At 51.2% G+C, this 12,403-nt stretch carries 15 protein-coding genes; 8 read left to right on the forward strand and 7 right to left on the reverse strand.

Annotated elements, in window-relative coordinates; all coding sequences use genetic code 11:
- The first annotated feature begins 234 nt into the window (after positions 1–234).
- The 4 genes from ONV78_RS22030 to ONV78_RS22045 all read left to right on the forward strand — a co-directional run bounded on the left by ONV78_RS22030 (position 235) and on the right by ONV78_RS22045 (position 3,737).
- Positions 235–819 (forward strand): hypothetical protein, encoded by a 585-nt coding sequence (locus tag ONV78_RS22030; protein WP_279506424.1) that lies wholly within the window; start codon positions 235–237, stop codon positions 817–819.
- Positions 816–1,049, forward strand: a complete 234-nt coding sequence (locus tag ONV78_RS22035; protein WP_279506426.1) for a hypothetical protein — start codon at positions 816–818, stop codon at positions 1,047–1,049. Before ONV78_RS22030 ends, ONV78_RS22035 begins: the two co-directional genes overlap by 4 nt.
- Before the next feature lie 249 nt (positions 1,050–1,298).
- Positions 1,299–3,104 carry a carbohydrate-binding protein gene (locus ONV78_RS22040; RefSeq protein ID WP_279506428.1) on the forward strand — a complete coding sequence of 602 codons (1,806 nt, stop codon included), beginning with the start codon at positions 1,299–1,301 and terminating at the stop codon, positions 3,102–3,104.
- A 237-nt stretch (positions 3,105–3,341) separates the two neighbouring features.
- Positions 3,342–3,737: a hypothetical protein gene (locus ONV78_RS22045; RefSeq protein ID WP_279506430.1), complete on the forward strand. Its 396-nt coding sequence runs from the start codon at positions 3,342–3,344 to the stop codon at positions 3,735–3,737.
- A 673-nt stretch (positions 3,738–4,410) separates the two neighbouring features.
- Here ONV78_RS22045 and ONV78_RS22050 read toward each other — a convergent pair.
- From ONV78_RS22050 to ONV78_RS22060, 3 genes are read right to left on the reverse strand one after another with little or no spacing between them, the layout of a single operon-like run.
- Positions 4,411–4,905: a hypothetical protein gene (locus ONV78_RS22050; protein WP_279506433.1), complete on the reverse strand. Its 495-nt coding sequence runs from the start codon at positions 4,903–4,905 to the stop codon at positions 4,411–4,413.
- An 18-nt stretch (positions 4,906–4,923) separates the two neighbouring features.
- On the reverse strand, positions 4,924–5,520 hold the full coding sequence (locus ONV78_RS22055; RefSeq protein WP_279506436.1) for a hypothetical protein: 597 nt from the start codon (positions 5,518–5,520) through the stop codon (positions 4,924–4,926).
- 10 nt (positions 5,521–5,530) lie between these two features.
- Positions 5,531–6,199, reverse strand: coding sequence for a HupE/UreJ family protein (locus ONV78_RS22060; protein ID WP_279506766.1), 669 nt, complete (start codon positions 6,197–6,199; stop codon positions 5,531–5,533).
- A 280-nt stretch (positions 6,200–6,479) separates the two neighbouring features.
- On the opposite strand from ONV78_RS22060, the gene ONV78_RS22065 reads away from it, so the two are divergent.
- The gene (locus ONV78_RS22065; RefSeq protein WP_279506438.1) at positions 6,480–6,863 is read left to right on the forward strand and encodes a hypothetical protein; all 384 of its coding nucleotides are present in this window, start codon (positions 6,480–6,482) and stop codon (positions 6,861–6,863) included.
- A 65-nt stretch (positions 6,864–6,928) separates the two neighbouring features.
- Positions 6,929–7,663 (forward strand): hypothetical protein, encoded by a 735-nt coding sequence (locus ONV78_RS22070; protein ID WP_279506440.1) that lies wholly within the window; start codon positions 6,929–6,931, stop codon positions 7,661–7,663.
- 29 nt (positions 7,664–7,692) lie between these two features.
- On the opposite strand, the gene ONV78_RS22075 is transcribed toward ONV78_RS22070, so the two are convergent.
- Positions 7,693–8,079: a helix-turn-helix domain-containing protein gene (locus ONV78_RS22075; RefSeq protein ID WP_279506444.1), complete on the reverse strand. Its 387-nt coding sequence runs from the start codon at positions 8,077–8,079 to the stop codon at positions 7,693–7,695.
- A 78-nt stretch (positions 8,080–8,157) separates the two neighbouring features.
- On the opposite strand from ONV78_RS22075, the gene ONV78_RS22080 reads away from it, so the two are divergent.
- Positions 8,158–8,910, forward strand: coding sequence for an SDR family oxidoreductase (locus ONV78_RS22080; RefSeq protein ID WP_279506446.1), 753 nt, complete (start codon positions 8,158–8,160; stop codon positions 8,908–8,910).
- Between the two features lie 178 nt (positions 8,911–9,088).
- On the opposite strand, the gene ONV78_RS22085 is transcribed toward ONV78_RS22080, so the two are convergent.
- The gene (locus ONV78_RS22085; RefSeq protein ID WP_279506449.1) at positions 9,089–9,448 is read right to left on the reverse strand and encodes a hypothetical protein; all 360 of its coding nucleotides are present in this window, start codon (positions 9,446–9,448) and stop codon (positions 9,089–9,091) included.
- A gap of 388 nt (positions 9,449–9,836) precedes the next feature.
- On the opposite strand from ONV78_RS22085, the gene ONV78_RS22090 reads away from it, so the two are divergent.
- Positions 9,837–10,127, forward strand: coding sequence for a hypothetical protein (locus ONV78_RS22090; protein WP_216736163.1), 291 nt, complete (start codon positions 9,837–9,839; stop codon positions 10,125–10,127).
- A gap of 43 nt (positions 10,128–10,170) precedes the next feature.
- Here ONV78_RS22090 and ONV78_RS22095 read toward each other — a convergent pair whose 3' ends face one another.
- Complete coding sequence (locus tag ONV78_RS22095) at positions 10,171–11,505, reverse strand: magnesium transporter (protein ID WP_279506451.1); 1,335 nt, start codon at positions 11,503–11,505, stop codon at positions 10,171–10,173.
- A gap of 51 nt (positions 11,506–11,556) precedes the next feature.
- Complete coding sequence (locus tag ONV78_RS22100; RefSeq protein WP_279506452.1) at positions 11,557–12,384, reverse strand: hypothetical protein; 828 nt, start codon at positions 12,382–12,384, stop codon at positions 11,557–11,559.
- Between the last annotated feature and the right edge of the window lie 19 nt (positions 12,385–12,403).

Genomic DNA, 12,403 nt, shown 5'->3' on the forward strand with positions numbered 1-12,403 from the left:
TGTTATAGAGTAGAGCTGCACTATTTTTGACATAAATAGTAAGCACGCTTTTAAGTGAAGCCAGGATTTTAGGATATTTCATGCATATAAACTTGTCAGGATCTGTAATGCAGAGAAAAAAGCACATTCTCGGGAGATCTAGTCTATTTGGTTGGTGCTGGTGGAGTCGTATTTTTAGTATCATTTGACAACTAGGTCTCTGTTCGTGTTCGATTTTTTAGCCAAGGAAATATAGTGTACCCTGATATCTATCCAGTTGATCCTCAGACTAAAAGGCGGCTGTCTTTTATAAGCAATAACTTTCACAACACTTGTCGTCCTATACTCAGTGCTACCGCTGACCGAAAAGAAAGTATTCTTAAAAATACCGTTTCTTTTTTTAATATTTCAAATAATTTTCAGGCTGATGGTTCTGAGCCTTTATTTGAGGCTAGTATATTTGATCAGACAAAAAAATATAGTGATATGATTGATGCTTCTTCATTAAAGTATAATGTTGATGCAGGCTTGATAAGAGCAGTTATGTACATGGAAACAACACATGGTTATTATGACTCTATATACCCTCTCAGGGTAACTGTTTTACCCATGAATATTCATTATAAGTATTGGAAAGAGCTCGCAATTAATGAGAAAACGATGGAAAATCCATCCAAAAATATAGATGTAGGCGCATTACTGTTGAAGCGGATTCAAGACAGAGTAACTGATCCAACAGTGGCCAAAATTGCCTCAATATACAACGTACTTGGACGCGAGATTGTAAACCAGTACGGTGCGCGTGTAGCCACAATTTACAAAAAAATCACCCAATTATGAAAACGTTGATAGCATCATTAACCCTGGGCGTTATAACCGCCTCACTTATGACGTATCTAGGACTTTCCCACAACGCCATGGGCGAGTTTTGTCGCAACCCTGGTGAAGTAGAATGCGATATCGATTGGGTCATGGTTTTGGGGTTGTGGGTGTTCTGGATGTGTGTTGTTTCTGGCGGTTTGGGATTATTGGTTTTTGTCTTTAAAACTTTCAAACGTACGGGGCAATAAGCTCCCTGTCAGCTTGGCCCAAGATACTGTAGACCATGAAATGGGCGGCGCTGTCCGCCCGGAAAGTTCCTGTTCGTTTCCTGCGTTATTTCGGGCGATTGATAGCCGTCCGTGTGGGCTCTCACATAGGCGCGAAGGCCTGTGCTTCAAAACATGGATTCCTACGCCATTTGGGGGGCGTTTGGGACGTATTCCCACTCTAGACTCGGGAATGCGCCCTAATAACGACGACCAAAAAGGACTGGATTCATGCCAAAGAAGAAATTTCGACTCGCCCTCTTATCGGCTCAGCTGCTGCTCGCGGGCATCGGCGCCGCTGGCGCGCAGGGCGTTTTCGCCGCCGACTGTCCCGCTAACTGGGCTGAAGGAGCCCAATATCAAGTCGCGCAGGAAGTGCTGTATCAAGGCGATATCTATCGCGCACTGGTGACGCACACCGCCTATCCAGGCGCGGGCTGGACTCCGGAGGTGGGATCTCTGTGGGAGCGAGTCGGGCCCGCTGATTGTGATGATGATAGCGGCGGTGGCGATAACGGCGACGGCGACAGCGGAGGTGACGATGGCGATGGTGGAGATCATGGCGGTGGCGAAGGTCCTTATAATGGCGCGCCCATTCCGATACCGGGTGTACTGGAAGCGGAGCACTATGATTACGGCGCCTTCCAGGACACCACTCCCACCAACGAAGGCGGAGCTTTGCGCCAGGATGCTGTGGATATCGAGCCCAGCACGAGCAATGGCTATAACATCGGCTGGATCGAGCCCGGGGAATGGTTGGAATACAGCGTTAACGTCAGTGAGGGCGGCGTTTACACCATGTCCTCACTGGTTGCGGCGGAAAGCGTCGAAGGCCGCTTCGCGGTGAGCATTGACGGCGCCAGGGCGGTGGAAGTGACGGCGCCGGTGACTGGCGGTTGGCAGAATTGGACCTGGGTGGACGCCGGCATTGAGTTAAGCCCTGGTGCGCACACGCTGAGAGTCACCATGCTGCAATCCGGCTTCAACCTGAACGCCCTGCAATTCACGCTGGGGGACGGCCCGGGGCCAGACCCTGACGTGTCCCACCTGTGGGCCGGCGCCAACCAGTATCAGCTTGCGCATATGTCCGAGGCGGATCGTCGCAAACAATTGCAGGCGATGAAGGACAGTGGATTGAAAGTCTTACGCGTTTTTGTCACGCGCAGGGGCGATGCGCCATGGGAGATCCAACCCAAGGGCTGGACCTATGAGGAACCATTGGGCGTATACCACGACGATCAGCTGGAGAAAATGGATAAGCTGATGCAAGAGTGCCAGGAGATGGGCATAAAGATGGTGCTGGCGTTGATCAACTTCGCTTACGCACAGGATTCCAACTCAGTCTATTACAATGCTTTCGGCCCTGTCGGGATGTATCAGCAGGATGCGATAGACGCTTATAAAAAACGCTTCTCCCACTTTCTTAACCATCAAAACCCTTATCTCGGCAATAAGAAATGGAAGGACATTAACGACGTGGTGCTGGCTTGGGAAATCGCCAATGAATCCGGCGTGTCCCTGGCGGATGAGAACCTGTCGAACGATCAGAAATACAATATCCACCGCAACTTCCTGACCCAGATGGCCGCTCACCTGAAAGCGGAAGACCCGGACACCTACGTCGCCTTGGGGATCGCCGGCTACGATAAGTACTACAACAAAGGCAGCGCCGACGATATTAAAACACTGGGCGACATACCGGCGGCGGATATCTATACCTTGCACTATTACGGCGGCGACCTGGATCAGTGGTTGAACGACGCCCTGCCGTCAGTGCGACAGTGGGGCAAACTGTTGTTCGTGGAAGAGTTTGGTAAAGAACTCAAGGTGGGGATGGAAACGATGACAAACGAATACCGCCATGTGGCGGAGACTGCGAGGCGTCGTGGCATCCCCTGGATGTTCTGGCGCATGGGATTGCGCAAGGATGAGAATACCTGGTCAGTCATGAATGACGATGGCGTCTGGCGCGACGTTATTGATCCCGAGTCAAAGCGGATATCGGAGATTGAAACCAGCGACCCCTGGTTGCGTTAGATTAGTCCAGCAGACAAGTAGCTTCCTTCTATTTGTGCTCGAATGACAGGTTGTCTGCGGATGACAGGGATGAGAATAGTTGACCTTGTGTTACTATTTCTCCGGCTTAAATGGAGGCGTCGGATGCATTAAATCCGACTCCTCCTGAACCGACCATTGTCTGACCTGTCCCACAAACATATTGAGAGCCTGTGAAGACTTATTTACGCCAATACGCCGCTCTCGTGAGGAGATAACATGCCGAAGGGAATCAAAGTCATATCCATCATCAACACAGTTTTTTTGTTGCTTAACCTGGTGCTGGTCATCATCGTAGCTGATGATTTATCCCGCTATGTGCTGATGGCGAATTGCGTTGCTTGGACCCTGTGCGGACCCTTGCTGTGGGTGCGTTCGAAGTATGTCTGGATGCTGGCCAGACCCTTGATATACGGCTGGGCGTTACTGACTGTATTCGGCATGTTGATGGGAGATTGGGCGTCTTTGATTGTTAGTTTGATCACCGGTATTCCGTTTCTGGTCTACATCATTGGCGTTCGCGGATACCTGAATGAAGACCACGTCAGAGCCTACTTTGGCGTACCGCCGAGTGAAGTGAAAACAACCCCGGAAGATGAAACCGCTCCGGCGTGAGTAGGTGCTCTGGTTTTATATCTTCCAATTCCCTGGCCATATTCCCCCGTTCGCCCTGAGCCTGTCGAAGGGCTTTTCAGAGCGCTGGTTTGAAACCGTCATATGCGTCACGACTCTGGGTTAGGGTGATATTTCCTTTATTCGCCCGGGAGGGCCCTTCGACAAGCTCAGGGCGAACGGAGTGGGGATGAGCGCGAGGGGAAATACATTCTAATGATCCTTGAAGATCGTGTGATGGCGCTGTGCCCGGGAGGGCCCTTCGACAGGCTCAGGGCGAACGGAGTGGGGATGAGCGTTGGAGGAGGATTGTAGGACGGTTTAGCTAGGTCTGGTTGGGAGGATACTGACCGGAAGGATAGATGGCGCAGGGTGAAAAACTGTGTGTCCTAAGTATTGAGATCAACTTAAATCTCACGCGAAATGAAAACTGGGCCAACTATTTTCCGTTCAACTCAACTTTCCATCTCCCATATTCCCCGTTCGCCCTGAGCCTGTCGAAGGGCTTTCCAGAGCGCTAGTTTGAAACCGCCATATACATCACGACTCTAGGATAGAGTGATTTTCGTTTATTCGCCTGGGAGCGCCCTTCGACAGGCTCAGGGCGAACGGAGTGGGGATGGGCGTTGGAGTAGATATGAACGTGGGTGAAGGTTTGGGAGTATGGTGTTTGGGATTATTCAAAAGCCTGTTTGTATTCAAGCATGGGTTTTTTAGTCGCTTCCAGGACTTCTTCTTTGGTGAAGGATATGACGTTGCTGGAGTAGTCTGGAATTATCATGGGGTCGTATCTTAGCTGGAAGTCGATGCGGTCGAATTCGAATGTTTTCAGATACGTGAGACATTCGTGAAAGCTTCTGTAATTGGGATATGCGCCGTCTAATGTGCCATCAAAGAAATCCACTTCGTCATTGTCTTTCACGATTGTGGCTCGGAATTGATTGAGGAAATCTTCCGTATCTATCGGTTGATCGGACTTAAACGTAATCACCAAATAATCGCCATCAAATAAGTAGGGATCTCCGTTCGCCCACTTTTTAGTTTCTTTGACGTCAATGGGTAACAGCTCGGCGTGGCTGATTGTCAGTTTCTGTGTGGAGCAGCCGAACAGGAAGGTGGCAAGCAGCGTCAGCACAGCCAGTCTTAACTCTTTCTGTGTCTTCTTTGACATGGTGTGAAGCCCCTGCGACTACAGTTTATAAAGTTTCTCGTAAAACCCGGTTGTGGTGACGGTTACGGTGACGGGTTGATTGCCGCCGTTGTGCCAGTACCAGCCGTGAACGCCTTCGAAGGGGGCCTGGAAGGCGCCGTTGGCGTTGGTTTTATTTCTGCCTACCCAATAGCTGGTGAATTCGTCGCCGGCATTGGGGCGTTCGCCGTGCATGTCGAAGTTGACGGGGCCTTGCGCTTCCCATTTGAACATGAAGCGGTCGCCCTCCTGCATTTGCGCCTTGATCTCGGCTCCTTCATTGGGACCGAGAGTGATGGTCAGGGTGTCGTTGCGCAGTGGGGCGCTGCTTTTCCATACCGGGTTGAGCAGGGAGGCGAGTTGGGCGTCGCTGATCATGGGGTCTTCTACCGGCTCTGCTGCTTCCTGTGGGGCGATGGCGTTGAGCTGGGTCAGGCCCAGGTAGCCGCCGACGCCGGTGGGATCGATGCCGTATTCCGCTGGCAGCACCGTCGTGACGAGCAGGCTGGCGCCAACTACCATGGCGATCGCGGTTGCTTTAAACAGTGTTTTGCTGGATGGCGATTCAGCGCGGTTGCGGTGGGTGATGTCATGCATGTCGATTGTCTCAAGAACTCACAAAAAAGCCGGTGAGTTGGTAGCCTATTAACATAAATCCGGCGCTCATCAGGAGCACATTGGCGGTGAAGGCCTGCTTGGCGAAGGCGTCGGTTTTGCGCCAGAAACTCATGATAATGAGAATGGCGCTCAGCGCCAGTAACTGACCGATTTCCACGCCCACATTGAAGGCGATGATATTGGGGATCAGGCCATCCTGGGACAGGGTGAAATCCTGCAGCTTCGTCGCCAGTCCGAAGCCATGAAAAAAGCCGAAGATAAGCACTGCCGCTTTGGTGTTGGGCTGAAAGCCGAACCAGCGAGGGTAAGCGCCAAGATTATCCAGCGCCTTGTAGACAACGGAAAGACCGATAATGGCGTCGATCAGATAAGGGTTAACCTGCGCGCCGCTCAACACGCCGTACAACAGAGTGACGCTGTGGCCGATGGCGAACAGCGTGACGTAAACGCCAATGTCTTTCATCCGATACAGGAAAAAAATCACGCCGATAAGAAACAGTAGGTGATCATAGCCCGTCACCATGTGCTTGGCTCCGAGATAGATAAAGGGAATCAGGTGCATGCCTTCCGCCTGTTCGATGAACAGCGCGTCGCCTTCCGCCACGCCGTGCGCGAACACGGGAGACGCAACGATGGCGAGAAACAGCAGGAAGAGAATGAAGGGACCGCGTGCGCTAAGCGTCGTATTTTTATATTGAGCTGAAGAAATCAAAACCACCCGGCATGGCCTCCGAAGTCTGTGTATGAGGTCGCTGTCGTAAATGCCGAAAAACTATAGCCCAGCTGTATGGCCGAACCTATCAGCCGAAATGCTGAACTTGTCGCTTTTGTGAAGAGTACGGCGAAGGTTATGCCTCCCGGCGGGGGCTCGCAAGCATTGAAGTCTGGGATCTGTTATTGCGATACTCGTCAGTCCCATCCCATGTCTCAACTTGATTATGGCCAAGAAACGCAAAACGAAACCTTCGCCCAAAAATCCCCTGGACGCCAGTTGGCTGCTGGCGGAGGCGGATAAGCGCGACAAACTGGAGGCGAGGGCGGCCAGAATAAACGCCAGGAACGCCCGCATCGCCAGTCAAGTCGTGAATGAACTGGTGCAGACGGACGCCGACTGGGAGCAAATCTTCAAAGCGCTGAATCCCCGTAAAGACGAGAAAATTCAAACACTGCTGCTAAGATTCCGCGGCCCGCATATGTTCGCCCCCCATGTGGCGTTGAACATCCTGCAACACTGCCTCGAAGCGAATCCGACCCTGGATTTGAATGGCTTGGTAAACGCGGCGGTTGATGAGTCAGGTAAAGTGACGAAGTTTAGAAGTTAGTGGGGCGACTCAAATGAAGTTTTCTATCTTGTCCCGTTGATTGCGAAATCCGTGGAGCTTTTATAATGCAGTTTATGAAAATAGTTGAGAGGCTTGTAGAGTACTATGATCCTATGCTTCAGCATATTATAAGCTTGCTGAAAAAAAGTGATTATAGACAGCCCATTGATGGCGATTTTATCGCCATCGGCTATGAGCAGTTTAGATTTCGATACAACTATATGTTTGGCGACTCTGTATGTGACATAGATGATCTAAGTGACATAAACTTGGGAGAGTCAATTGTTAAAGAAATTGAAGTGGAACTATTGAATAATGGCATATTCGTTAGAGAGTACGAGGACGATGAAGGCGAATGGGAGGTTGACGACTCCGAAGCGTTTCTTGAGTTGATCGTGTTTGCGGCTCTGCCATTGGTATTGCTCATGTGTAGACAACGTTTAGCCGAGTCAGGCTTGACTCTAGATGGTATTAATTGGATTGTATTTGACGATGCAGAGGGAATGCCTGGCCAAGCGAATTTGTATATGAAAAGCGATGTGGGCGACACAGATTCTGCTATCGCACTTCAGTGGTTAGTGTCTATTAGTTCAGATGAAAAAACTGCTCGTTTCTTACAAACAATATACATACTCAGGTTTTCGGGATTCTCAACTAGTAGGAATAAGATAAAACGAAAATCTATTTTAGAGGCGTTTCTCACTACGATTTCTGGAGAGCACGTGGCTCTTACTTCTGAAGATTGGCTGGACTGTGAGCATATTTGGGAGGTGGCGCTGAAATGCTTCCCAGAGCTCTGACATTTGCAGCCTCCATAATAGCTGCCCTTTTAACTCGCGTTATTCCGACTATTCGTCAATAACTCATCCCGATGCTCGGTCATCCACTGCGCCAGTGAGTCCAGTGTGGGTTTCAGCGTTTTTCCGAGTTCTGTAATCCGATACTCAACTCGTGGCGGCATTTCCGGGTATTCCTGTCTGGACACGATGCCTAATGATTCGAACGTCCTGAGTTGTTTGGTTAATTCTTTTTGCGTAATGCCGCCAATGCCTCTTTGCAGGGCGCCAAATCGAATAATATCGTCGGTAATAATCAGGCGATATAAGGTCGGTATCGCCCATTTTCCGGAAACGATGTTGATGAAATCCGTCATTGGACAACGTGAGTCGTCAGGAACTTTTTTATCCGAATGACTGATTTTCTCTTTAGTATCCATTTGGAACCTACTGTTTTAACCAAAATAGCCTGCCTATACTATAAATCCTCTAATGAATTGCAAGTAAAGGCGAGTAGTATGTCGAAAAGGCTGGATGGGAAATATGCATTAATTACAGGTGGAACAGCGGGTATTGGTTTGGAAACCGCTAAGCAATTTCAACTTGAAGGGGCGACCGTTGCCGTCACGGGCCGTAATGAATCTGGTTTGAAATATGCGCAGGATCAACTGGGAGAGTCGGCGCTGGTTATAAAGAATGATGCTGGCAAAGTATATCAACAAACTATATTGGCGCAGCAATTATCTGACAAATTCCCGCGCATCGATATTGTATATATCAATGCCGGGGATGTAACCCATAAACCATTGGATAAATGGGACGAAGAGTGTTTTGACAGAGTCATGGACATTAACTTGAAAGGGCCCTTCTTTTTAATTCAGTCATTGCTCCCTTTATTGTCTGACTCGGCATCCATTATTTTATGTGGCAGCGTTTCAGCCCAGATCGGGTTGGCGCAAAGCAGTGTGTACGCGGCGAGCAAAGCGGGACTTATTTCTTTTTCCCGGACGCTATCCGGTGAGCTGCATCACAAAGGAATTCGGGTTAATACTCTCAGCCCTGGGCCTACTTATACCGACGCTTTTCAGAAATTTGGTTTATCGGAGGAGAAGCAGCAGGAACTGATCGAGGAGGTTAAGGAAATCGTGCCGTTAAAGCGCATGGGAACACCATTGGAACTGGCGAAAGCCGCCGTTTTTCTGGCGTCGGATGAATCGGCTTACATGTTGGGAGCAGAGCTGTTGGTGGATGGAGGAGTGGGAAATTTATAAAAGGGAAAGACTTTTCTTCTTTAAAAGAATCAACCTGACATTACCGGTAACCGTCAGGTGTAAATACCCCTATGGTTGGCCTGGAGGGGCGATCCCAGCGCAATAACTCAACGTATAATCGCGAGACCTTAATAAGGTTCTATCTATGGCCGGGCGCCCCCATATTCTTTTTCAGCGATTACCTTTTTAAGTTGATGATAAAGTCGTTTTCATCAGCGTTGCCAATGACCTGCGGCTCTTCCAGTTTCACCAGGACTTGTGAGTTGAAGGCGTGGCTTGCTTCTGGCTCTTTCGCATTGCTGATAAAATCAACATCCACGATGTAATCGGCGTTCTGCTTCTGAATTTTTCCAGATAGTTGCACGCTCTTCGTATCCGTTTCCATGGCGCTGGCGAAGGCGTTGTTTTCGTCGATAGGCGCTGACATTAAGGTATCGCCGTAAGTGAACACCACCTGGGTCGGCTCCGAAGGTTGATTTGACGCACAGCCGATTAATAGTGAGCACATTGCGAGCATTAATTGGGACTTGATCTTCATTCTGCTATGTCTATAAATTTCCAAAAAAGAGCGCTAACTATTCGTTGTTTTATTAACGATGTAAAGTTAACAATTCCAACTACTTAGGCCGCATTGGAAAATTCTTGAGCAAGCCTGAAAGGGTGGTCTTTTTTTCTGGTGTAGTTTGATAATGATCTGGCCAAAAGTTTGGGTTTGTTTTCGTTATGAAGCGCTCGCATTTTCGCTTGGGATCTGTTTACACTGAAACTTCGTAATCACCCCGTTGAAATTTAAAGAGCGGCAAAACTTATTGAGTTGCAGCCGGGCAAGACGGCGCGAAAGCGTATGAATCACCGCCCGCCGATGGAAGATTGTTCCTGGCGCTTCTCCATAACACTCAAACAATGATTAAAGACAGGAGCAAACTGTGTACGTAATGCTGCATGAACCGGGCTCGTGGTTTCTTTTCGAGCAGGACACGAAGTTCTATCTCGACGCTAGATGTTCTCGCTCGTTTGTGGATTTTTCCATTCTTATCGAACTCAATGAGGAAGAGAGCGAGGCGTATCAAGCTGAAGGCAAGGCGTTCATTGATCAATTGGCGACGCGCATCAACGCCTGTCAGAACGAGTTTTTGCCCCGAGACATCACCAATGCTCATTTGGCCGCAGTGAGCCAGGCGGTTTCCGAGTGGCGGGAAACCACCGTCAGGCATTAATTGTCGTCAGTGACTGGTCTGGCCTGTCTACATCAGCAAGCCTCTATCCCTCGGGCAAGAGTCCCGACAGCAAGGTCGCAATCCCCAGAAATGACATAAAACCGGCGATGTCGGTCACCGTCGTCAGGACGATGGAAGAGGATTGCGCCGGGTCCAGGCCGAGTTTCTTGAGCGCCATAGGCACCAGGGCGCCGGCGCCGCAGGCGATGGTCAGCGATAACACCATGGCGAGGGCGATGATCAGCGCGAGGCCAATAGAGCGGCTCCAGATCCAGACGCCGATAGCGCAGGTCACGGCGATAATGACGCCGTTGAGAAAACCGGCGAAGCTCTCTTTGCGAAACACCTGTCCCATATTACGAATCGTGATTTCCTTGAGAATCAGGCCGCGCATGGTCACCGCCAGGGCCTGAGCGCCGGCGTTGCCGCTTTGGCCCGCCGCCACGGGCAGCAAAATCGCCAGGGCGGTGTACTTGGAAATAATGCCTTCGAAGGCTCCGACCACGCCAGCCGCCACAAACGCCGTTACCAGATTGATCTGCAGCCAGGGCATGCGTTTGCGTACGGCGAACCAACTGCTGGAAAGCGCTTTTTCATCCTTGCTCGCGCCCACCATCGATGCGATATCGGAGGCGAGGTCTTCCTTGGTGCGCTGATAAATATCCGCGCTGCGAATCAGGCCAACCACCTGGTCATGCACGTCCAGCACCGGAAGGCTGTTGGCGCGCATCCCTTCGAACTTTTCGATGACGTCGTCGACCGGGTCCAGGGTGCTGAACGACGCGGTGATGGGACGCACGATTTTCGAGGCTTTATCCTTGGCGTTGGCGAGAATCAGATCGCTCAACTCAAAAATCCCGATGACGTTGCGCTCATAGTTGATCAGGAAAAAGGCGTCCATGTGTTTGGGGCGTCGGTACTTAATCTGCTGTAGCACTTCTTCTACGGTTAGATCTGCGTGAAACATCTGCACCCGAGCGTCCATCATGCGGCCCGCCGTGTTGAGCGGATAAGAGAGCAGTTCGGTCAATTCCTTTTCCGTCGCTTTTTCCGTCGCGGCGATGTGGGCGAGAATCGCCTCTCTTTGCTCGTCCTCCAGACGGGACAACAGCGCGGCGGTAAGCTGAATATCCAGCTTCAGCAGCAGCTCCATCGCGGCTGCCGGCTCCCAGTTGGCGATCAACTGTTCGCCCAGACCGGGAGGCATATAGGGAAACAGATTGGCGACGACGGACGCGGGTTGCTGGCTCAGGAGCGAGACCGCCTCCTGATTCGGCATCTTGGCGATTTCACGTGCGGCCTTGGCGGGAAAACGCAGCAGATAAGCGTCTGTCAGCTGTTGCGCCGTGTCTTTGATGTAGGACGTTGTGTTATCCATAGAGATTCCTTGCCAGAAGTTCAGGGGCTATGCGCCTTGTCTGTGAGCCGGTCATACCAGGGAGTCGCGCACCGCCTCCACCATCGCCTGCATGCTTTCGCCATGGGCGCGCAGTAAATCCAGCGCCGCCGATCCCGACGGCTTCTGCGGAGACGCCAGCCAGTCGGAATGAGTAGACAGCAGCTCGCGTAAACGGCTGTGCCATATCACGCCCATGAATTCACTGTGGTGAAACACAACCGGCGCGAAATCCTGGGAGGTCCATAAAGGATGACTGGCGGCGTTGCTCAGAGATAGACGACTGTTCAGGCTGATCAAAGCGGGCTTGACCAGGGCCCCCAAAATCACCTGTTTGGGCGAGCGCAGCAGCTTGATCGCAGGGATGGCGCCCAGGGGCGACCGTTGTTGATCGAGTACGAAAACGATCCGCTCTTCCTGATATTCCCGCTTTTTCAGCCGGGTCATGGCGTCTTCCACGGTCATGTCGCGGGTGAAAACCGGAACGTCAATTTCGGTCCAGGCGCCCAGCATACTGTTGCTGTACGAAAGCAACTGCTGACACAGCGTGCGCCGCGCCAACGGCAGCAGATTCAGTACGGTTTCCCGACGTTTGGGCGGCAGGTGACGCAGAATATTGCAGAGCTGGTGCGCGCCCATCTCGGCGGTCCACTGCGTGGCGCTGCTTTCCGGCGCAGCGTGAATCACCGTGGAGCAGAAACGCGGAAGCATTTCTTTCAACACACTGATGGCGACGGGCAGGGGGGCATTGGCGAGGAACTGCGCCACTTCTCCTGCGTCTCTATCCTCCAGTAGTCGCGCCGCCGCTCTGGGCTCCTGGCGCAGGAAGCTGAACGCTAGCTGGTAGGTCTGATCGGTCATGGCGAAACTCCGTCTGTGT

Origin of the sequence: Hahella sp. CR1 (assembly GCF_029813005.1) — a bacterium.
Classification (GTDB): Bacteria; Pseudomonadota; Gammaproteobacteria; order Pseudomonadales; family Oleiphilaceae; genus Hahella.